The sequence below is a fragment of the Cytophagia bacterium CHB2 genome (assembly GCA_030263535.1).
Lineage (GTDB): Bacteria > Zhuqueibacterota > Zhuqueibacteria > Zhuqueibacterales > Zhuqueibacteraceae > Coneutiohabitans.
Genome location: SZPB01000002.1, coordinates 29,740 through 51,150, shown reverse-complemented (window position 1 = coordinate 51,150; position 21,411 = coordinate 29,740). Strand labels below are relative to the sequence as shown.

At 52.5% G+C, this 21,411-nt stretch carries 24 protein-coding genes and 1 tRNA gene; 20 read left to right on the top strand and 5 right to left on the bottom strand.

All coding sequences use genetic code 11. The features are described 5' to 3' along the window. The first annotated feature begins 788 nt into the window (after window positions 1–788). Window positions 789–1,238, top strand: a complete 450-nt coding sequence (locus FBQ85_00605; GenBank protein MDL1873663.1) for a T9SS type A sorting domain-containing protein — start codon at window positions 789–791, stop codon at window positions 1,236–1,238. A 146-nt stretch (window positions 1,239–1,384) separates the two neighbouring features. On the opposite strand, the gene FBQ85_00600 is transcribed toward FBQ85_00605, so the two are convergent. Both FBQ85_00600 and FBQ85_00595 read right to left on the bottom strand, forming a co-directional pair. After that, window positions 1,385–1,810, bottom strand: coding sequence for a DUF1353 domain-containing protein (locus FBQ85_00600; GenBank protein ID MDL1873662.1), 426 nt, complete (start codon window positions 1,808–1,810; stop codon window positions 1,385–1,387). Between the two features lie 162 nt (window positions 1,811–1,972). Then, a complete protein-coding gene (locus FBQ85_00595; protein MDL1873661.1) occupies window positions 1,973–2,620 on the bottom strand; it encodes a hypothetical protein in 648 nt (215 codons plus the stop codon). A gap of 610 nt (window positions 2,621–3,230) precedes the next feature. Between FBQ85_00595 and FBQ85_00590 the strand changes: the two genes are divergently transcribed. From FBQ85_00590 to FBQ85_00565, 6 genes are all read left to right on the top strand, one after another. Then, window positions 3,231–5,585 carry a TonB-dependent receptor gene (locus FBQ85_00590; GenBank protein ID MDL1873660.1) on the top strand — a complete coding sequence of 785 codons (2,355 nt, stop codon included), beginning with the start codon at window positions 3,231–3,233 and terminating at the stop codon, window positions 5,583–5,585. Between the two features lie 170 nt (window positions 5,586–5,755). Beyond that, on the top strand, window positions 5,756–6,421 hold the full coding sequence (locus FBQ85_00585) for a hypothetical protein (GenBank protein ID MDL1873659.1): 666 nt from the start codon (window positions 5,756–5,758) through the stop codon (window positions 6,419–6,421). A 239-nt stretch (window positions 6,422–6,660) separates the two neighbouring features. Next, window positions 6,661–7,524: a DUF4097 domain-containing protein gene (locus tag FBQ85_00580; GenBank protein MDL1873658.1), complete on the top strand. Its 864-nt coding sequence runs from the start codon at window positions 6,661–6,663 to the stop codon at window positions 7,522–7,524. A gap of 358 nt (window positions 7,525–7,882) precedes the next feature. Further along, window positions 7,883–9,502 (top strand): hypothetical protein, encoded by a 1,620-nt coding sequence (locus FBQ85_00575; GenBank protein ID MDL1873657.1) that lies wholly within the window; start codon window positions 7,883–7,885, stop codon window positions 9,500–9,502. Window positions 9,503–9,661: 159 nt separating this feature from the next. Next, window positions 9,662–10,396, top strand: a complete 735-nt coding sequence (locus tag FBQ85_00570; protein MDL1873656.1) for a hypothetical protein — start codon at window positions 9,662–9,664, stop codon at window positions 10,394–10,396. Between the two features lie 108 nt (window positions 10,397–10,504). Continuing rightward, entirely contained in the window at window positions 10,505–11,101 is a 597-nt protein-coding gene (locus FBQ85_00565) for a hypothetical protein (GenBank protein MDL1873655.1), read from the top strand. A gap of 63 nt (window positions 11,102–11,164) precedes the next feature. Here FBQ85_00565 and FBQ85_00560 read toward each other — a convergent pair whose 3' ends face one another. Together FBQ85_00560 and FBQ85_00555 are read right to left on the bottom strand one after the other, a co-directional pair. Next, window positions 11,165–13,336 (bottom strand): PBP1A family penicillin-binding protein, encoded by a 2,172-nt coding sequence (locus FBQ85_00560; GenBank protein MDL1873654.1) that lies wholly within the window; start codon window positions 13,334–13,336, stop codon window positions 11,165–11,167. 54 nt (window positions 13,337–13,390) lie between these two features. Beyond that, the gene (locus FBQ85_00555) at window positions 13,391–14,158 is read right to left on the bottom strand and encodes a UDP-2,3-diacylglucosamine diphosphatase (protein MDL1873653.1); all 768 of its coding nucleotides are present in this window, start codon (window positions 14,156–14,158) and stop codon (window positions 13,391–13,393) included. Between the two features lie 343 nt (window positions 14,159–14,501). Between FBQ85_00555 and eutM the strand changes: the two genes are divergently transcribed. From eutM to FBQ85_00490, 13 genes are all read left to right on the top strand, one after another. After that, window positions 14,502–14,798 carry an ethanolamine utilization microcompartment protein EutM gene (gene eutM / locus FBQ85_00550; protein ID MDL1873652.1) on the top strand — a complete coding sequence of 99 codons (297 nt, stop codon included), beginning with the start codon at window positions 14,502–14,504 and terminating at the stop codon, window positions 14,796–14,798. Between the two features lie 5 nt (window positions 14,799–14,803). Beyond that, window positions 14,804–15,103, top strand: a complete 300-nt coding sequence (locus tag FBQ85_00545; protein ID MDL1873651.1) for a BMC domain-containing protein — start codon at window positions 14,804–14,806, stop codon at window positions 15,101–15,103. A 67-nt stretch (window positions 15,104–15,170) separates the two neighbouring features. Further along, window positions 15,171–15,371 (top strand): hypothetical protein, encoded by a 201-nt coding sequence (locus FBQ85_00540; protein MDL1873650.1) that lies wholly within the window; start codon window positions 15,171–15,173, stop codon window positions 15,369–15,371. Continuing rightward, the gene (gene ispE / locus FBQ85_00535) at window positions 15,368–16,273 is read left to right on the top strand and encodes a 4-(cytidine 5'-diphospho)-2-C-methyl-D-erythritol kinase (GenBank protein ID MDL1873649.1); all 906 of its coding nucleotides are present in this window, start codon (window positions 15,368–15,370) and stop codon (window positions 16,271–16,273) included. Before FBQ85_00540 ends, ispE begins: the two co-directional genes overlap by 4 nt. Before the next feature lie 51 nt (window positions 16,274–16,324). Further along, on the top strand, window positions 16,325–16,621 hold the full coding sequence (locus tag FBQ85_00530; protein ID MDL1873648.1) for a septation protein SpoVG: 297 nt from the start codon (window positions 16,325–16,327) through the stop codon (window positions 16,619–16,621). 25 nt (window positions 16,622–16,646) lie between these two features. Next, a tRNA-Gln gene (locus tag FBQ85_00525) sits at window positions 16,647–16,719 on the top strand. A gap of 119 nt (window positions 16,720–16,838) precedes the next feature. Continuing rightward, complete coding sequence (locus FBQ85_00520; protein ID MDL1873647.1) at window positions 16,839–17,783, top strand: ribose-phosphate pyrophosphokinase; 945 nt, start codon at window positions 16,839–16,841, stop codon at window positions 17,781–17,783. A gap of 47 nt (window positions 17,784–17,830) precedes the next feature. Then, on the top strand, window positions 17,831–18,475 hold the full coding sequence (locus tag FBQ85_00515; GenBank protein MDL1873646.1) for a 50S ribosomal protein L25: 645 nt from the start codon (window positions 17,831–17,833) through the stop codon (window positions 18,473–18,475). Between the two features lie 26 nt (window positions 18,476–18,501). Then, window positions 18,502–19,092: an aminoacyl-tRNA hydrolase gene (locus FBQ85_00510; protein MDL1873645.1), complete on the top strand. Its 591-nt coding sequence runs from the start codon at window positions 18,502–18,504 to the stop codon at window positions 19,090–19,092. A 210-nt stretch (window positions 19,093–19,302) separates the two neighbouring features. Beyond that, complete coding sequence (gene rpsF, locus FBQ85_00505; GenBank protein ID MDL1873644.1) at window positions 19,303–19,731, top strand: 30S ribosomal protein S6; 429 nt, start codon at window positions 19,303–19,305, stop codon at window positions 19,729–19,731. A 57-nt stretch (window positions 19,732–19,788) separates the two neighbouring features. Beyond that, on the top strand, window positions 19,789–20,289 hold the full coding sequence (locus FBQ85_00500) for a single-stranded DNA-binding protein (protein MDL1873643.1): 501 nt from the start codon (window positions 19,789–19,791) through the stop codon (window positions 20,287–20,289). Between the two features lie 11 nt (window positions 20,290–20,300). After that, on the top strand, window positions 20,301–20,522 hold the full coding sequence (rpsR, locus tag FBQ85_00495) for a 30S ribosomal protein S18 (GenBank protein ID MDL1873642.1): 222 nt from the start codon (window positions 20,301–20,303) through the stop codon (window positions 20,520–20,522). A gap of 42 nt (window positions 20,523–20,564) precedes the next feature. Continuing rightward, window positions 20,565–21,008: a 50S ribosomal protein L9 gene (locus tag FBQ85_00490; protein ID MDL1873641.1), complete on the top strand. Its 444-nt coding sequence runs from the start codon at window positions 20,565–20,567 to the stop codon at window positions 21,006–21,008. A 110-nt stretch (window positions 21,009–21,118) separates the two neighbouring features. Here FBQ85_00490 and FBQ85_00485 read toward each other — a convergent pair whose 3' ends face one another. Further along, a complete protein-coding gene (locus FBQ85_00485; GenBank protein ID MDL1873640.1) occupies window positions 21,119–21,352 on the bottom strand; it encodes a hypothetical protein in 234 nt (77 codons plus the stop codon). Window positions 21,353–21,411 lie beyond the last annotated feature (59 nt).

The following is a 21,411-nucleotide window of genomic DNA, read 5'->3' as shown; positions in this document are numbered from 1 at the left end:
TGGTGTTGTTGGGATTGTGGACCAGCGTGGCTCATGCGCAATGGCAGGCCGTGCCCTCGCCGGCAGATCGCGTTTTTGCTTTCGTGCAAAGCGGCGCGCGCATTTTTGCCGGCAGTGAGAACTCCGGACTTTGGTTCAGCGCCAATGGCGGCGCCAGCTTCGCGGTTTATCAAACCGGTCTGGACGAAATGAATTTCGACATACGCGGCTTCGAGGTTCGCCAGGACACAGTGTGGGTGGCCCTCGTGGGCGGCGGTATTTGCCGCAGCACAAATGCTGGAACAACGTGGCACGCTTTTAACGAGGGATTTGAAACACAGGCGTTCGCTATCGGAGTCAAGCAATTTGGCGACACGGTTTATGCGGCAATCGACTATTGGGATGGCTTGCAACCGAGCGGAGTTTACAAGACTTCTATCAAGCAGGCGAATTGGAAGCGCGCCGGCGCCGGTTTTCCCCCAGACCTGAGGGGTGTAACGTCCTTTGCCGTAACCCAAAGCGGGGCCATGCTGGCGGGTGCAGCGCTTGCGGGCGCGCGAGGAAACGTGCAAGTGAGTGTAGATCACGGAAACAGCTGGCTCAATCGCCGCATTGCAAACGTCGGGGATGTTTATACGCTTGAAGCTGTTGCCGATACGGTTTATGCCGGAACCTCAAACGGCATTTATGTGACGAAAGATTTCGGCGTAAGCTGGCAACCGCTCAGCGCGCAACTGCAAAACACGTTTATCGATGATATTTTGATTGTCAACCGCACGCTGTTCGCAGCAGTTGATCAGGTGGGCGTCATGTACTCCACCGATGGCGGAGCAACGTGGAGTACCATCACCGGCAATCTACCGATTGACAACGACTTTGTTAGCGCGCTGTTCGGCCATGACGGAAAATTATTTGCCGGACTCTCGGCGGCGCGCGGCGTTTGGAGCAGGCCGTTGCCCGTCACCGGCGTCGAAGAGCCTGAAAATGTGCCGCATACGGCTGTGCTCGAACAAAATTATCCCAACCCCTTCAATCCTGGCACGCAAATTTCATTCACGCTGCCCCAAGCAGAATTTGTCACGTTAAAAGTTTATAATGTTCTGGGCAAGGAAGTCGCGACGATTTTTGATCATGAGAAGAAAGCCGCCGGCAGCAACATCGTTTGGTTCAACGCGGAAAAACTTGCCAGCGGGTATTATTTCTATCGTTTGCACGCGGGCGATTTTATGCAAACGAAGCGAATGCTTTTGTTGCGATAAAATTGGGGAAACCTGGGCGGGACACTTCACTCAGACAATTTTCGCATATCTCTGAAACCGCCAATAAGCGCGAATATCTGCCAATTTTTGATTCGCGTTTATTGACGGTTTCAAATCGGAGAAGAATAAAATTCGAAGTTGGCCGGCTACGGCGCCGTAATGATTTCGACCCCCTTGTCTTCCGTGGGCGCTGCGCTGCTCTTGCCAAACCAGCGGACGCCATAATACACCCACCATGTACGCGGCAAGAACATGCCGTCTGCTTTGCACATATCCCGCAAAATTTCGTCCGCGCGCCTGCGGTCGGCTTTGTGATCCAGCAGGCTGAGGCGCATCAATTGATATAAGGCATCGTGTACCAACGAGCCGCGCATGAAGCTTTTGGTGTCGAAGGTCGGCCCGCTCGGACCATCCCAGGCGTAACGCTTGCGCACCGTGAGCTGCCCGCCGGCAGAAAGCGAGATGTACGGATGATCGATGTCTTGCTTGGGCTTGAGAGCGATCGTAACCGTGTAATCTTCCATAACCTGATATTTATACTTTCTCAATTTGCGGTAGAAGATCGGCATAATGAAATCCTTTGGCATGCAGTGATTTTTGAGCAAAGTGGTTTTGACCGGTGAAATTCAGGCCGCATGATAATACTTCGGTAATACAATTTCAATCGCAAAGATTTTTTGCCGGCTGCGGGATGGTTCTGTTGGCAGGCTGGAAGGCAGGTGGGCGGCGAGGCTCTAACGGTTGTCGAAGCGCTCGACCCAGAGTTGTTTGTTGCTTTTGAGCACGCCGAACTCTAAAAATGCCGGACGCGCGGAATGATCGCAATAGAGCGGGCGATTGAAGCAGAATGTGCCGGGATGCACGGCGCAGTATTTCTCCATCTCGCGGAAAAGCTTGCCGCGGGCGGACCAACCGCGATTCAGATCGCGGCGCTGCACGAAGACGTTGGCTTCGATGCCGTCTACCGCCCCGCCGAGGGAATGTGCCATGAAATGCCCCTTGTCCCACTCTTTACCAAAATTTTCTTCCGTGCGGCCAACCCAGCCGCGCAGGCGATAGTCGTCGCGGCTGCGTTTTATGGGATTTGACCGACCTAAAACCGCCACAAGCCTGGATTCGGAAGCACGATCGTATGCGGCTTTTCCCGCAGCTTCCAGCGATCCGTAATCATCGAAAATGTATTCGAACGTGCCGTGCGTAAAGCGGCAGACATTGGTTGGACGCTGCGTCATTTGGAGATAGGCGTCATACCAGAGGTGGGGAAGTTCTTCGAGGAGGGAGGAGATGATTGCTTCGATGGGCTGATCACCGATCTGCGACAAAATACCTGGGTAATCAATACCATCAGACTCGGTATAGTTTTTTTCGAATGAAATTTTCATTTGGTTCTTTGTAGAACTAGCGGACCACGCCCAAAAATCGCGACAATGCGATCATGAAGCTTTTCTGAGAGATTGCTCGGCATGCCGTTGTTTTGCCGTTCATTTATTTTTCGTACCTGAATTTTGCACAAAGGCTGACCTAATCCGCGATGAGTGCGGGTTTGATCAAAATGCCACTCTACCAATTGGGTGATGCACAAAAAATTGTATGAGAGTTTGCTGGCAACTACAAGGAGTGAAATGTTTATGGTGGGCGCAATTTTAAGGCGTGTTGCTTTGAGAATCAAGCGATTTTTGTTCACTTCGATTTCGGTGCTCACAATTGAAACAAATTTCTCACTCTCTCTTTGCATCGCTTCGCGGAAAAATTCCGCATTTCCCCATTCCCTCCGCAAAACCTCGATATTTCAACCTCACCACAATCTTCTGTAAACAAAAGAATTGTCTCGCCATCGAAAATTGGCACTGGCCTTGCTTGAGTCAGCCTGCGAACAGTTGCTGTCCGGGTGTTGCCCTATGACGCGCAATTATGTTTATGAACGGCAATCACCATAACTAAAAAGCGTCCGGATGGTGACTAAAGATCAGCAAAAAATCACAAGGAGGCGGTGTGGGATTTCTGGTTAAATATTCTGCCAAGTCGCGTATGTGCCAGAAGGCGTTGTTGGTATGCAGTTTTTTTGTGATGTCTACCGCGCGCGCAGACGACGCCAACAATATCAAAAACGGCGAGATCAAAGGCCGCGTCATCGCAGCGGAAACCGGCGAACCGTTCATCGGCGCAAACGTGCGCGTGCTGGGTTCGCGCCTGGGCGCAGCCACAGACGCCGAAGGCCGTTTCGCGATTGCCCGCGTGCCGGTGGGAACGTATACGCTGCTGGCCACTGCCGTGGGTTACGAGTCGCAGCGCCTGGAAAATTTAGTCATCAAAGAAAATGCCGCCATCGAAGTTAAATTCGAGCTGAGCGAAGCGCCGGTGCGCCTGGCGGATGTCGTGGTAACGCCCGGGCATTTTGCCATTATGCAAGAAGAGCCGGTGACGCAGCAAACGTTGACTGCCGAGGATATTCAAAACATTCCACATTTCGGCGAGGACATTTACCGCGCGGTGCGGCGCTTGCCGGGCGTGTCTGCCAGCGATTACTCCGCAAAATTCACCGTGCGCGGCGGCGAAAACAACGAAGTGCTGGTGCTGCTCGATGGCCTGGAGTTGTACGAGCCGTTTCATCTCAAAGATATTAACGGCGGCGCGCTCAGCATCATCGATGTGCAGGCGATTGGCGGCATCAATCTCATGACCGGCGGTTTCACGGCAGAATATGGCAACAAGTTGAGCGGCGTGTTCGACATCAACACCATCAAGCCGGAAACGGAGCGCCATCGTACCTCGCTGGGCCTGAGTCTGCTGCATGCGCGCGTCATGAGCGAGGGCACGTTTGGCAACGGCAAGGGCCATTGGCTGGCTTCGGCGCGGCGCGGTTATTTCGATCTCGTGATGCAAGTCGTCGAACCTGAAAGCAAATTCCGGCCGACGTATTACGACGTGCTGGGCAAGTGGCAATATCGCTTGAGCAACCGGCACACGTTCTCTGCCAACGTGTTGCACGCCGGCGATAATCTCGATCTCGAAGAAGACGGCGACGTGACCGACACCGGCTATGGCAATTCTTACGGCTGGCTGGGCTTGCAATCGTTTTGGTCGCCGCAGCTTTATTCGCGCACGGTGGCGTCTGTTGGGCGCGTGAGCCAGGATCGGCGCGCGATTTATTACATCAGCGGCCGGCGCAACGTCTACATGGATGCGTTCGAAGAACGCCGTCTCAACCTCTATGCGATCAAGCAGGATTGGAGCCTGGGCTTGGCGGAACGCCATTTTTTGAAATGGGGATTCAACCTGAAGCGTTTTGCCGCAGCATACGATTACTTCAATAGCGATCCCTATGCCGTCGGACGCGGATCGAATGATTTGCTTTTTGAATATGACACCACTGCCGTGCAACTCGAACCGAACGGCAACGAAATGGGTTTTTATTTCGCCGATCGCATGCGCCTCTTCGCGCCGTTGACGGTGGAAGTGGGCATGCGTTACGATCGCGTTTCACACACGGATGATGCAAATTTCAGTCCGCGTTTGCATGCCGCGTTTGCGCTCGGCAAAGCAACGGTGTTGCGTCTGGGCTGGGGTCGTTTTTATCAGGCCCAGGGCTTGCAGGAATTGCAGGCGCAGGATGGCGACGCTGATTTTTATCCGGCAGAACTGGCCGAGCATCGCGTGTTGGGCGTGGAGCATCAGTTTGAAAATGGCGTCAATCTGCGCGTCGAAGCTTATCAAAAACGGCTGTCGCAGTTGCGGCCACGTTATCACAACCTTTCGAATTCGCTGGAATTTTTTCCGGAGGTGGATGATGATCGCGTGCGCCTGGAGCCGGAGCGCGGCGATGCGCGCGGCGTGGAAGTTTTTGCGAAGCGCGATGCCGGCGGCAAGCTGGCCTGGTGGGCCAGTTATGCCTATGCCATCGCTGAAGATGAAATCTTGGGACAGAAGGTTTTGCGCAATTTCGATCAGCGCCACACGATTTATCTCGATGCAACATACCGGCCGGCGCCGCGCTGGCGGGTGAATTTGGCCTGGCAATATCATACCGGATGGCCGTACACGCCGGCGACGGTTGAGCCGGCGCAATATCCTGATGGCACGAGGTATTATCGCACAGTTTATGGCGAATTGAATTCCGAACGCTATCCCGCCTTTCACAGCATGGATGTGAAAGTGAGCCGTGACTTTGACGCCGGGCAGGGGCGCGTGACCGTGTTCGTGGAGTTCATTAATTTTTATAATCGTGCCAATGTGAAGAACTATTTTTTCGAAGATTTTCGTCTGCCCAACGGCGACCTCACGTTCGAACAGGGCGCGGATTTGTGGCTGCCGCGCCTGCCGTCGATCGGGGTGAGCTGGGAGTTTTGAGCGCTAATGATCTGTTATCGCGGTTCGTGTAAGTCAATTCGTTTGTCATTCCGCAGAAATCTTGTGAATAATTCTGCTCCGATGCTAAGCCTCACAGGGTTCTTCCTGAATGACGAGTTGATGTACTCGTGAAATGTCTAACAATAACATATTGGAAAGTGAGGTTTGTCATGAGAAGTAAATGCAACGCCATTTTCGTTGCCGTCGCAACGTTCGCGTTATTTGCCTCGTATGCCCAGGCGCAAATCGAGCCGAGAGCCACTGGCATTGGTTTGCGCGGCTCGTATTGGGACATGAATAGCGCGCCGGATCGCATTGTCATCACGGATTATCAACGCTATCACGCGGTGGAAGGCGGCGGCGCAGGCGGCTGGATCAGTTTCTTCTCTCGCACCAGTGAAAATTGGTTCATGGAATTCAACCTTGGCGCGATCAGCCGCGAGATCGAAAGCGTGTCGCGTTTTGACGGCCAGGACACGCGCGTGATGACGGTGGTGCCGGTGCTGCTGGGCGTGCGTTATCATTTGTTTTCACCGCAAAACCGCAGCAATCTCCGGCCGTATGCCGCGTTCGGCGCCGGGCCGTATTGGTTCGCCGATATTTTTGTGCATGAAGAATATTGGGACAAAGAGGAAGTTACCATCAACTCGAAGCTGAAAGCCGGAGGCTATGCCGGCGGCGGCCTGGATTTCATGCTGACCAGTTGGTTCGGCCTGAATTTGGATGTGAAATATCATTTCGTCGATTTCAATTCGAACTCGGATTTCAGCGGCTATGAATATGGTTTGGGATTGCAATTCATGTGGGGCAAATATCGTCCGGGACGGCGGAATTAAGGAGCGACGATTAAATAACTTGCCCAATCTCCAACCGCGAATAGACGCGAATCATCGCGAATTAAAAACATTAGCGGCCATTCGCGTTGAGTAGCGGTTTGAAGAAAATGAGCAAGTTGTTTAAATGACGATCCCAAGCAGCAATCGGAAAGTTCAGCAATGTTCACCACGGCTTGGCCGTGGCATCTACTGTGCTAAAGCCACGGTCAAGCCGTGGCTGAACAATCGGAGGAATCATCATGAAGAAATCATTCAATATAAAACGCGCGCTGCGCGCCGCGGCGCTTGCCGCCGCCGTTCTGTTTTCAATTAACGCTTGCGATATTCATCATGGCATCGATGCCGGCGGTGACGCCACGGTAACCGAATCGTTCTCCTTTCAAGTGAATGTGGCGAGCCAAAGCCAGTTGCGTTTGGAAGGCGTCAACGGCCCGATTGATCTGGTGGGCGCGCCGGGCGCAACCACAGTGGAAATCTGGGGCAAGCGCCGCGTCACTTCCGAAAGCGAAGAAGATGCCCGGGCTTATTTGCGCAATCTCGAAGTGCGGGTGAGCGACAGTAATGACGAGATTTTCGTGCAAACGGTTCAACCGCAAAACACGCACGGCCGCAGCCTCGAAGTGGTTTATCACGTGCGCATGCCCGGCAACTGGCGGGCGATCATCAAAAACGCCAACGGCAATGTTCTGGTGGATTCGCTGCAAAACCAGGCGACGGTCGCCATCGCCAATGGCAATGTGGAATTGCATGAAATTGCCGGCGCAGTCAAGGCGGAATTGACCAACGGCAACATGGCGCTGACCGGCGTGCGCGGCAGTGTGCGTGCGGAATTGATCAACGGCAATGTTTTTGTCGAAACGATTTTGCCGAAGAACGGCGCCTGCGAGTTGAAAACCGTGAACGGCACGCTCGGTTTGCAAATTCCCAAAGTCACTTCAGCAGAGTTTGATGCGGAAGTCTCGAATGGCACGATCAATTTGGTGGGATTGACGTTGCAGGCAACAACGAGTTCGCCGAAAGCCCTGCACGGCCGTCTCGGCAGCGGTGAAGGCAGCATTAAGTTGAACACGGTGAATGGCAATATTCAGGTCGCGGGATATTGAGGCCATTATGTGGATTCGTAAATCAAAGCTAGAATAAAATTCTAACTTTTTATCACCAACGGATAGATTAAGGCCAACGGAGAAAAAGACAAAAAGCTTTATCCGCTGGCGTTAATCTATCCGGTGGAGCCGCCCGCAGGGCTTCGGATTTCAGCTTGTCTGAAATCTGGCGTAGATTCTTGCCGGCAGAGTTTGGAAAAGAATAGGCGTTTTAAAGCCATTTACTACAGGGCGCCTTTGCTTTAGCCTCGGAGGAACACTGATTTTCACGGATTATTCCCACTTGGTTGAAACTTCAAATTTCGGTATCTTGCGGCGAACGCTAAACGATTAAGACAAGGCATACGCGAGGGCTGTGATGCGTTATTTCCTGCAAATGATTACGATGATGTCGGTTCTGCTGGCGCAAACGGCGTTGCACGCGCAACGGCCGTCGCGCGCAAACGGCATCGGCGTGCGCGCGAGTTATTGGAATCTCGGTGAGCAAGCCACGCGCTTCAACATTTCTGAAACGAAGAGCACATTTGATGTGAGCGGCGTGGGTGGATGGTTGTATTACTTTTCGCGGCTGAACAATAATTGGTCGCTGGATTTCGAGATCGGCGGGTTTGTGCGTGTGCGCGGGGAAGAGAATCTTGTCAGCGGCACAGAAGTGGACGTTTCCGTGGTTGCGCCGATTCTTGCCGGTGTGCGGTACGACTTGCTGCCGGTGCAAAACAACAGCGCGGCCCAGCCCTATTTGTCCGCCGGGTTGGGGCCGTATTTGACGACTTCATTCGAAGTGCGCGATCAAGGCACAGGCGAAACGGTTACCGGCGGCGGCCGCAATCTGTTTGGCGCTTATGCCGGCGGCGGATTGAATCTCGTCATGCGAAGCTGGGCAGCGTTCAATTTCGACCTCCGCTATCATTTTGTCGATCTCAAATCTTCTCACGGGTTGGCGGGACTGCATCACAGCCGCGAGTATAGCGGACTTGAATTCGGCCTGGGTTTATGTTTCATGTGGGGCAGCAAACGCGAGTTGTTTCAAATCAAAGAAACAAAACTCGTCGTGCGCGACTTATACCCAGCGTATTATAATTTTTACAGTACCTATCCTCTGGCATTGGTGACGATCAAGAACACGGCGGGTTTTCCGATTGAAGTCAACGTGCAGAGCAATATTCGCGGCTATTCCGAACGCCCGAAAGACAGCGGTTTTATTCGCTTGGAAAAAAATCAAACGAAGGACATTCCCGTTACCGCGATTCTGAGCCCGAGGCTGCAGGCCGTCGCACGGCGCGAGCCTGCGATTCTTGATATCAGGGCCGAGGCGCGCGCCGGCGGCAATGTCCGGAAGGAAACCAGCGCGCAAATCATGGTGCATTCGCGTAACGCCTGGAACGGTGAGGTTGACAAGCTGAGTTTTTTTATCACGCCTGAGGATGAACGCATTTTGAATTTGAACCGCCGCGTTTTGCGTGAAATGGCGGAGCAGGACGCCGCGAATGTCAGCGTTTTTGACAAAGCCAAAGCTCTTTTTGCCGCGCTGAGCGAGGCTGGGTTGCGTTATCAAAGCGATCCCAATATTCCGTATTACCAGGATGATCGCGTACAATTTGCCGCCGAGACGCTTGATTTGCGAGCCGGAGATTGCGATGATCTTGTGATCTTGTGCGCCTCATTGTTCGAGAGCGCGGGTATCCGCACGGCTTTTGTCGAGGTGCGCGATCCTGAAAAAGAAATCGCGCATCTGTATTTGCTGTTCGACAGCGGGTTGCCGGCCTCCCGGACTGCCGCCCTCAGCAGCAATGAAAAACGTTATGTCATGCGGGAAAAATCTGCCGGTCCGGCCACCGCTTGGATCCCATTGGAAACAACGCTGGTGGCAAGCGGTTTTGAAGAAGCCTGGAAAAGCGGGGCATTGCAATATTTGGAAGAGGGCATTTTGCGAAACGGCCTGGCGGACGGCTGGGTAAAAATTGTCGAGGTCAAATAAAGAGGCGCGAGCTGGTATCGAATATCTTGATAGCGCCCTCTGTGAGAGCGTGTTTGAAACGCACCGGTCGGTTTTCTTTACGTATGAACTTTTAAAATGTCCTGTGGAAGTGATTTTTGATTTCCGGCTAAACCGGACATTAAATTCAGTGTGAGGCATATGAAATCTGCAAACCTTGTGAAACGGCTGCTGGTAGCCCTTTTTATTCTGGCAGGCGGGTGGGAGGTGGGAAGGGCTGCGCCGACCGCAAAAATTATTTCTCTCAACGGCGAGGTGAAAATCCGGCGAGGCGTGGAAGAAAACTGGCAACCGGCGGCCGTGGGCATGTTGCTGGAAAGTGTTGATACGATATTGACCTTTGAAAACGCCGTCGCGGTTTTGGAGTTGAACGAGGGGGCAACGTTTCGTCTGAGCGGCAACACACTTCTGGAGATGCTGGATTTGCGCAAGATTACCGAACGCGAATTGTTTTTGCATCTCATGTCGCAAAAGATCAGTAAAATCCCGCCGGCGGATGAGAAAACGCGATTGCGCATCGGCAATGTCAGCTCGGTGCACGGCGAGCAAAAGAAAACCAGCCGCGGCCCGGGCTCGGATTCCGGCGAGCGCCGGCAGCAAGAGACAAACGGCGCAAAGGCTTTATTGGCGCAGCAATATCATCCCAATGCCATTCTCAAACTTTACCAGATTCTTGCCAAATATCCCAACGTAAATGATTGCGGCGAGATCCAGTTCTATCTCGGCCAGGCCCTTGAAGCGATCAACCGTCCCGGCCAGGCGCTGGACGCGTATCAAACCGTGATTGAACAAAGTCGCGCCGCGAACTGTGATGATGCCGTAGCCATGCAGCGCTTGCAAGCGGCTCAGCAGAAGAAGAAAAGCTTGCAAAAGTGAGCGCAATCGCTGATGGCTGCGCCGCATGAAAATAAATTCCATACACCTGCCTTGCACGTGCCCCACTCACAGGCGGTTATGAGAAGCGCATAACCGCCCCGGCTTTCCATGCTTTCTTCCTTGCAAATTTCTCCAAGATGTTTAATATTTCCCCGTGTTTTTTGCAGCACTCCGCGACGGAGGAGCAGTTTATCTTCAATTGAGACCGGGAGGTGTCCTATCGTTTCGATCAGTTTGTTACTGCAGATTCTCATCTTCCTCATTATTTTGATCGGCAGTGCGCTGCTTGCCAAGGCTTACTTTCAGAACGCCAAAGTGTCGAAGGAGGATCGGGAAACATGGAAGAAGAACGCCATGAGCCACAACAAGAAATTGGACGAATTTCTAGCAAAGAAAGACGACAAAAGTTATGGCGAATTTCTTCATCCTAAAACCTCACGTTTTCAGCCCAAACTGCCGTTCCGTATCGATGGCTCAGGAGAGGTGATGAAACGCGTCAAAAGTCAGATGGAGCAAACCATCGGCGCCACCAGTGTGATTCACTCGAGCGGGGAGGTTTATAAAGAAGTGTTGCTGGTGACCTACAATTACATGACGGAAGGCAAGCTCGGCGAGAAATTCGTGGAAGGCTCAGGCAAAGTTACACGCGTCTGGGTTTATGAAAATGGCTGGAAACTCGTGCATGAACACATGAGCGAGAATTGAAAAACGTTGATTTTTCAGAGATGCCCGCTTCTGATCACCTCAAAAGCGGGCATCTTTTTTTGCTTACGTGCGATGTGCCGAGCGCCGCCGCGGGGTCCGTTCCCGGCCTTGATGAATATGGCAGCGCGTCTTGGGTTCCGTGCCGGCTTTGAAAACAGCAAACGTTGTGCTCGGGCACTCTTCGTTGGCCAATTCTTTTGAAATGGTGCAGATTTCCAGCCGCAAAACGGTTGGGGGTTGATTGAAATCCACCACAGGAAGCCCGAGGGTGTCGTGCGCAGCTTTCATGAACGGCGCCCAAATCGGCAGACAGATGGACGACCCCGTACCCTTTTCGAACGACATATCCTGCCGATCAAATCCCACCCATACGCCGGTAGTCAATTGCGGCGTATAACCGATAAACCAGGTATCGCGATAATCATTGGTGGTTCCGGATTTGCCGCCGGCCGGGCGGGTGAAACCGTATCGGCTGCGCGCGCCGACGCCGGTGCCAAAGCGGCCGGGGCCGGCATGATAATCCAGCACCGAACGCATCATGTCGGTCATGATGGTCGCGGTTTCCTTGCTCAAAACTTCATTGCCGTGCGGGCGATTGTCTTCGATAACGTTGCCGTCTTTATCCTCGACGCGAGTGATGAACAGCGGCTCCATGCGCACCCCTTGATTGGGAAAGGCCGAATAAGCCGAGGTGATTTCAATCGGAATCACTTCGCCGGCGCCGAGCGCGATTGATTCATAGGCCGGAATGTTGGTGGTCAATCCCATTTTTTGGGCGTATTTGACCACGGTTGCGGGATTTGCGATTTGCTGCACCAGCCGCACGGTCGGCAAATTCAGCGAGCGCGCCAGGGCCTCGCGCAAGGTTACAAAACCGCCAATGGAACCGTCGAAATTTTGCGGCCGCCATTCTGAGCCGTCGGCTTGCTTGACAACGATGGGTTGATTCAGCACCTCGTAGGTCGGCAGATAACCATTGTCGATGACCGTGGCATAAACGAAAGGCTTGAACGCGGAGCCGGGTTGGCGCTGCGCTTGAATCACGCGATTATACTTGCTCTCATCGAAATCGCGGCCACCGATCATGGCGCGGACATAGCCGGTTTTGGTTTCGATGCACACAAACGCCACTTGCACCGGCCGTTTGCTGCTGAGAAAACTATTGATCGCGGTGGAATCTGCGACGAACTGCTGCATCGTTAAGCCCAGGCTATCTAACATGGCCGGGTTGATCATTTTCAAGTGTTCACGTTTGCGAATCAAATTCTTGTTGACCTGGCTCTGCACTTCGTGCAACTGTTTTTGAATGAGTTGATCCGCAAGATGTTGTACGCGCGAGTCGAGCGTGGTGTAAATCTTGAAACCCTCGGTGAGAATATCGCGGCCATATTTTTGCCATAACAATTGCCGCACATGTTCGGTGAAATATCGCGCCGTGCCATAGTATTCATTTGACATTGTCGAATGCACGCCCAGCGGCATGTCTTGATAGCGCTGCAAATCTGCGGCGGACAGGGCGCCGGTGGTGTACATGTTGCGCAACACTAGATTGCGGCGCGCTTGACATCCCGTGGGGTTGCGGATCGGGGACAGCGGTTCGGGCCGTTGCGCCAATGCCACTAATGTAGCGCCCTCGTGGATATCGACGTCTTGCACATTCTTGCCAAAGTAGCGTTGTGCCGCCATTTGCACGCCGTAGGTTCCGTGCCCGAGGTAAACGTGATTGAGATACATCTCGAGAATTTCGTCTTTGGTGTAAGTTCGCTCGAGTTGAATCGCGGTCAACGCTTCTTTGATCTTGCGCGACACGGTTTTTTCCGGCGTCAAATACATCATACGCGCAAGCTGCTGCGCCAGCGTGCTGGCGCCCTGGCGCTTCTCGAGATAAATCAAGTCGATTGCCAGAGCTTGCGCGATGCGCATGGTGTTCACGCCCCAATGATTGTAGAAATTGCGATCTTCGGTGGCCAACAGCGCGCGTTTGAGGTGTGCCGGCATCTGATCGAGCGGTGTGAACGAGCGGCGCTCTTCAAAAAATTCTTTGATCAGCTTGCCGTCGCTGGAGTAAACTTCGGAGCCCAGTTTGGGTTTGTAGCTTTCGAACTGGCTCGGGTTCGGTAAATCCTGGCTGAGATCGTATAGGTATATGGCGGTCGGCAGGCCGATGAGAAAAACAAGCGCACCCAAAATCATCCACGTTGTTTTGGAAGCGAGTGTGCGGGAAGAATCAGTCATCGTTGGCACCTTCGTTTACTTGGCTTGATAAAACGATTCGAACGGAGATTTGCGTCATGCTTGCACGCGACGCCGCGCGGCTTGCGCCGGTGAAGCAATCGTTTCATTCCATTTCAGCAATTGCGGCCCGTGCTCATCGATTTTGCAGTAGGTAAAGTGGGTCATCCAATCCCCGAGATTGATGAATGTTTTGCCGTTGATTTGCTCGACTTTCGGTTGATGCGTGTGCCCCATCATCACAACATCGTAGCCTTCCGCCAGCTTGTTCGTGGCATACGCGCGGTAGTCACGCTCCCAGCGCGCATCGCTCCGCACCAGCGTGCGGCTGGTGTGCGACATGCTTTTCGCGAGCGGCACACCGAGATCCGGCGTCAGCAAACGATACAAAAAAATATTGACCGGATGTTTCATGATTCGTTTCAGCAGCCGGTAACCGGAATCGCGTTTGGCCGCGCCGTCGCCGTGCGTAATAAAACAGCGATACCCGCACAACTCGCGCGTAATACCTTCGGCGTGAAGGGTGAGGCCGATTTGTGTGCGGAAATAATCGCCCACCCACAAATCGTGATTGCCCGCAAGATAATCAATCGGCATGCCGGCTTGCCGCAGCTCATATAACTTTGCCAGAACTGCAAAATGGCGGTTGGGAATGGCATGCCGGTATTCAAACCAAAAATCAAACAAATCACCGACAATGAACAATCCGTCGCCCGTTTGCTTGACATGGTGCAAAAAGTCAATGATTCTTTGTTCTCGCTGATGATCATCTGGGCGACCGGGCGCTCCCAAGTGGGCGTCCGAAAAAAGAAAATATTGCGGCATCTCCTCGATTGATGTTGGAATGATTTGACAGCATAGGTATCACGCTTCCCGGCAATATTCACGAGTATCTGCCTTTGATCTTGCAGTGGCGCCGGATATCCTCATTTAGGCCGGGCAATTTACATATTCTCCCTCCAACATGCAACTATCTCCATGCAAATCGTCTACCTGGTGGCGGCGAAATTGTAACGGCGTTTCTTCAAGGTTTTTCAAGGTTTAGTGCCAGCGCCGAGACAAAAATGAATTGACAACGAAAAATTTTTTTAGTAGATTCGCCGCACTTTGTTGTTTTAATTCGCGCTGAATGCATATGAAGTTTTAATCCGCAGAGGAGCTTGAAAACATGAGCCTTGATGCGCTGGGAATGATCGAAACGCGTGGACTCGTAGGCGCTATCGAAGCTGCTGACGCCATGGTGAAAGCGGCGAAGGTGACGTTGATCGGCAAAGAAAAAATCGGCGGCGGCTACGTGACGGTGATGGTGCGCGGCGACGTGGGCGCGGTCAAGGCCGCGACGGACGCGGGCGCAGCAGCGGCGGAGAAAGTCGGCGAATTGATTTCGGTGCACGTCATTCCGCGGCCGCATGCCGATGTCGAGTTGATTCTTCCGAAACGGACCGAGCTGGTCAGTGAATCTTAACCGTCATGGCTGAACGCGCGCTGGGAATGGTCGAGACTCGCGGCTTGGTGGCTGCGCTCGAAGTGGCAGATGCCATGAGTAAAGCGGCAGACGTGGTGTTGCTCGGCAAAGAGATCACAGATGCGGCATTGGTGACCATTAAAGTCGCAGGCGAGGTCGGCGCCGTCAAAGCGGCGGTGGAAGCGGGTGTCAAAGCGGCTGCGAAAATCGGCGAAGTGGTGGCGACGCATATCATCCCCAATCCGCATCAGGAAGTGGAAGCAAATTTGTATTCCAAAGAAGAGCGTGCGAAATTGCGTACGTGAGTGATTGGGCCGTGTGACAATTTGGGGCCGCGCCCTTTCGGGTTTTTATGTAGATTGAATTCGTGTGATGCCTGAGAAGACACGGATAGATAAACTGGTGCAACCGAAGTTGCATTACCCGCCAAGCAACTCCAACTCCTCGTGGAAACTTACCGGCGTCACCGATGACGCCTTTATTTTATCCCCGCTGTTCGAAATGCAGGCAAACCGCGCGCATAAGCTAAAAGTCTCAGGCATTTTTTGGAAAGAAGGCGCAGCCCCCGCATGAAGAGCGTGAGAGTTGACGCGTACGCCAAAATCAATTTAGGCCTCCGCATCGTCGGGCGGCGCGCCGATGGCTATCATGATATCGAAACACGATTTTTGCAGGTCAGCCTGGCGGATTCTTTGTTCTTTGAAGCGAATGATACCGATGAAATGGAGCTAAGCTGCAACTGGCCCGAGATTCCCTGCGACCGGTCGAATCTGTGCAGCCGCGCTTACCAGCTTTTGAGGTTACTGGTTGATTGCCGTATGGGCATCAAGCTTCACATTGAAAAAAAAATTCCCACCGGAGCGGGGCTGGGCGGTGGAAGCAGCGACGCGGCGGTAACGCTGATAACCTTGAATAATTTGTTTAATCTTGATTTAGATCTGCAAGTTTTGGAGAGTCTAGGGCAAAGAATTGGCTCCGATGTTCCCTTTTTTCTTCGCGGAGGGTTCTGCGAAGGCCGCGGTCGCGGAGAAATTCTCGCACCGATTGACAAGTTGCCGCAATTCTGGGTCGTACTTGTCTCACCGAATGTATCCATTTCAACCGCTTGGGCTTATCAAAATCTTAAATTCGGCTTGACAAACGAACAAAAGAGTAGTACATTCAGCGTTTTCAAAAAAGAAATGCCTGAGGTAGGCAACGCTAAATGGTGGGGAGAGAATGATTTTGAGGGAATTGTTTTCGATAAGTATGACGAATTAGCTAAGATTAAAGAAGAATTGTTAAAGGGCGGGGCTTTCGCTGCCAATATGACAGGAAGCGGATCGACGATTTACGGTTTATTTCGTTCATTCGAGCTAGCTCAACAGAATCAACAGCGGTTTCAGTTCAACTATAAATCCTTTTTAGCGCGACCACTGAAATGGGGGAAAAAGGAAGTTGACGATTATGTTCTGCAGAGCGTTTCTGGTGTGTAGGTCAGATACTCGGGGGGTGTCCTGTCAAATTCAATGCTTAAGGAGGGAGGAATGGAAATAACTGAAATCACGGTCAGTGTCCGTGATGAAGATAAGTTAAAAGCGTTTGTAAATGTAACGTTTGATGATTGTTTTGTTGTGCGCGGGATGAAAGTGATCAAAGGCGTGACGGGTTATTTTGTAAGCATGCCGAGCCGTAAAATGAATGACGGCACGTTTCGCGACATCGCGCATCCCATCACGAATGAATTTCGCGAAAAATTAGAAAAAGCGGTTTTAGAAAAATATAAACAGGAATCTCGTCGCGACGGTCGCCGGCCGAGCAAGAACGATGACGAATTCTTCTAAGAAGGTGTGGGACACTTCTTGCTTTTGGGGCGTCGCCAAGTTGGCAAGGCACAGGACTTTGGTTCCTGCATACGAAGGTTCGAGTCCTTCCGCCCCAGCACAGTTTTAATTCAGATCGAAGCTGCTGAGATAAAGTTCGAATGGCGAGTGTTCCGCTCAGTTGCTCGTCGTACCCGTAACCGGAGAAGCGGAAGAATCGTCATTTTTTTTGCCGTTTATGAATGCTCTGCTTCAACATCCACGCATGTTTTCTGGTCGGGCGCATCCCGAGTTGGCGCAAAAAATCGCCAATTACTTGAATCTGGAGCTCGGCAAAAGCGAATTCCGCGAGTTTAGCGACGGCGAGACCTGGGTTAAGTTTACGGAAAATATTCGCGGTCAGGATACCTTCATCATCCAGCCGACGAATTCACCGGCGCGCAATCTGTTGGAGCTGTTGATCATGCTCGATGCCGCGCGCCGCGCTTCGGCGCGACGGATCACCGCCGTGATTCCGTATTTTGGCTATGCGCGCCAGGATCGCAAAGATCAGCCGCGCGTCTCAATCACGGCGAAGCTGGTCGCCAATCTGTTGACAACGGCAGGCGCGGATCGCATTCTGACCATGGATTTGCACGCGCCGCAGTTGCAGGGGTTCTTTGATATTCCCGTCGATCATCTTTATTCGGCAACGGTGTTTGTTGAATACTTGCAGAAAATCAAAATTCCGAATCTCGTCGTCGTCGCCCCGGATTTGGGCGGCACACACATGGCGCGCGCTTACGCCAAGCGCTTGCAAGCGCCCATCGCGATTGTAGACAAGCGGCGTTCCGGCCCCAACATGGTTGAGGTGATGAACGTGATCGGACATGTCGAGGGCATGAACGTTTTGATTATTGATGATATTTGCGATACGGCGGGAACGTTGACCAACGCCGCAGCCCGGCTGAAGGATATGGGCGCGCAGCAAATTTTCGTGGCTTGCACGCACGCAATTCTCTCCGGCCCGGCCGTTACACGCATAATGAAATCACCCATTGATCAGATGATCGTCACGGATACGGTGCAAATTCATCCCAATAAGATGATCGACAAGATCAAAGTTCTCACGGTGGCCGAGCTTTTCGGCCGCGCGATCATGCGCATACACAATGAAGAATCGATTAGCTCGTTATTCGATTAGATCATAAACCGAAAAAATCCTTACTACCCAAAATTGAAAGTTGGATCATGAGCGCCTTAAACGTTGAAGTTCGCAATGAAACCGGCAAACAAATTGCCAAGCGCATCCGTCGCGACGGCAAAGTGCCGGGGATTTACTACATTCATGGCGAAAATCCCATTTCCTTCAGTGTGGACGCCAAAGAACTGCGCACCGCGCTGACGCACAAATCGAGCATCCTGGATGTGAACCTGGGCCAGGCCGAGCCGGCCAAATGCATTATTCGTGAAGTGCAGTGGCATCCGGTAAGCGGTGTGCCCTTGCACGTCGACTTGATGGGCGTTCGATTGACGGAAGAAGTTACGGTCGAAGTCCCGATTGTTCTCGTTGGTTCGGCTGCGGGCGCCAAAGACGGCGGAACCTTGCAGCAGATTTTGCGCACGCTTGAAATCAAATGCTTGCCGCTCGATATTCCAGAAACCATCAATGTGGATGTCAGTAACCTGAACATTCATGATGCCATTTATGTGCGGGATTTGAAATACGAGAAGATCGAAATTTTAAATGATCTTGAGCAAATCGTAGTCTCCGTGCTGGCGCCGCGCCTGGAAGAAGCGGCAGCCCCGGCGCCCGCGGCTGAAACGGCTGAGCCGGAAGTCATTGAGCGCGGTAAGAAGCCTGAAGAAGAAAAAGAAGAAGCCGCGAAGAAATAAATTTCCGTTTTGCCAGCGATGCTCCTATGTCGGATAGATACTTGATCGCCGGCCTCGGCAACCCCGGCAAAGAATATGGAAGCACGCGACACAACGTCGGTTTCATGGTGATTGATCACCTCGCCGAGCGTCTGCACGTTTCACTGCATGCCGGCAAAGGCGAATATCGGCTGTCCGACCCCGCTCCAATCGCGAGGGGTACACGGGAAGTTGTTTTGCTCAAGCCGCTGACGTACATGAACAACAGCGGCGTGGCGGTGCGAGAAGTGGCGCAATACTTCAAGTTTGAATTGCGCCACATGTTGATCATACTGGATGACTTTCAATTGCCGTTTGGCACGCTCAGGATCCGCGCCAAGGGGAGTGATGGCGGGCAAAAAGGCTTGCGTTCGATTATTCAGCATCTCGGCACCAATGAATTTGCTCGATTACGCTTGGGCATCGGCAATGAGTTGAATCAAAACGCAACGCATTTCGTGCTCTCACATTTTTCCAAGGCCGAGCGTCAAGCTTTGCCCGGCTTGGTGGAAAAAGCCGCCAATGCTGCGCTTGACTTTTGCGCGCACGGGGCTTCATATGCGATGAATCATTATAATGTCAAAAGCGGCGATCTTTGATTCGCGTAAGCATATCAAGAGTAACGTGTCTGCACAGTTGTAATCCCCTCTCGGGCAGGAGCTCACGGCCGTTTGGCCGGTCATGATATGGCCGTTGCACCAACGTCACTAAAACGGCCAATCGGTGTGAGCAATGATCCCCTTCACAGGGAATCCTTTCCGCTTCTGTCACGAGATTTATGAGTAAACGTTGAACAAGTAAATGGAGAATTGACGTTGCATCTCTACGAAACCACCGTTGTGGTCGATTCGGCGCTGCGCGCCGAAGATCTCAAGGGCTTCAGCGACCGCGTCGCCAGTTTCATTTCAAATAACGGCGGCGAAGTGGTCAAAATTGAAGAGTGGGGCAAGCGCCGTTTGGCCTTCGAGATCAAAAAGAAACAGTACGGCCATTATCTGCATGTCCGCTTTACGGCGCCGGCGGCGATGGTTGCGCTGCTGGAAAAAGAATATCGCCTGAACGAGTCTGTCTTACGCTATCTGACCATTAAAATCGATCCCCGCGCCCTCAAAAAAGAAGAACGCGATAGCCAGGAAAAAGCAGTAGCCGTAGCAGCAGCAGATCATCCGCCCTCCGCCCTCGCCGACAATGATTTCCCGGGAGAGCCATTGCCGGAAGAGTTGAACGAGGTCGCTTAATCCTCAAACGATTTGCCCCTCTTGATGCCGGGAGTGAGTTCTATGGCAGAATTAAAAATGCCGGATATCAATTCGGTAATGATCGCAGGCAATCTCACAAGTGATCCTTCGTTCCGCAGAACGACGAATGGAACACCCGTGGCAAATTTTTATATCGCATCCAATCGCCGGTTCAAAGACAATACCGGCCAATGGCGCGAAAATGTTTGCTACGTCGGCGTTGTCGCGTGGTACAAACTCGCGGAAAGCTGCGCGGAGAATCTTCACAAAAGCAGCGCGGTTTTGGTGGATGGCGAGTTGCAGAGCCGCATCTGGAAGAATGAAGACGGCACCACCCGCAACGTCGTGGAGATCAAAGCGCGGCGAATTCAATTTCTCAATCGCCGCAGCGAAGCAGCGGAAGCCACGGCCTCAGACGAGGAATTCGATAACGTGGCGATGGACGATCATGAAGAGCCCGTTCGCAGCCACACCGAAATTGTCGAACAGGCGCCTCCTCCGGCGGCTCCGGCGCAAAAAAGTGAATTCAATTTTGGTTACGATAACCTCAAATTGTGAGTGAATATCCTATGTTGAAAAAACGTCGTATTTGTCGCTTCTGCGAAGAACGCGAAATCTACATCGATTATAAAGACGAAAAGCGCCTGATGCGGTTTGTCACCGAGCAAGGCAAAATTATTCCACGGCGAACCTCCGGCACCTGTGCGACGCACCAGCGCATGCTGGTGACCGCGATCAAACGCGCCCGCATTTTGGCGCTCATGCCTTTTGTTTATGATCAGGTTCGTTAATCCGCTTCGTGCAATCCATTTTTTAGGCGAGGATACAAAATCATGAAAGTGTTATTGCGGCAGGATTTTCCCACGCTCGGGGAAGCCGGCAAAGTCGTTTCGGTCAAAGACGGCTATGCGCGCAATTTTTTGATTCCGCGCGGCATTGCGTTTGAAGCCACGCCCGGCAAGCTGAACGTTTTTGCAGAAGAGAAGAAACGCGGCGCCGCCCTGAAGCTGAGAGAGAAAAAATCCGCGGAAGTGTTGCGCGCCAAGATGGACGGCGTCTCCATCACCGCCGCCATGCCCGTCGGCGAAGACGATCGCATCTTCGGTTCGGTCACCAGTCAAGATATTGCAGATTTGCTTGCGGCCAAGGGCTATGAAGTCGACAAACGCAAAATCACCCTGGAAGAGCCGATTCGCGCGCTGGGCATCTACGAGATACCCGTTAAGTTGCACAGCGAAGTCGATTGCAAAATCAAGTTGTGGGTAGTCAAGCAATAAGCGAGCGCAAATGTGCAGATCAAAAAGTGGAGCATGCTCCACTTTTTTTGTTTGTGCGCCAGGCGTTTTCAAGGTTGACTTTTAAGTGCAGTCGCGTTAACTTGCTCGCGTTAAATCGTCTCGCACGGCGTGCGGCGCGCGCCGGCTGCCACCCTACTCGTGTCGTTCCGCGTTCCATGAAACCTCACTTGATGCACGAGGAATTCGGCGAGCAGAAATGTTTCAACCAGCGCAATCAAAAACCGTTGTTTCACGATAACTCTGACGGTGAATTGACGCCCGGTGGTCACGCTGCGTAAATCAATGCGATTGGAGCCGATGCCATCGTTCTGAGAGAATGCCACTGGCCTGCGCCAGTTCACTTGGCAAACAACTGGTGAAATTCCCCGAGATTTCTCTCGCT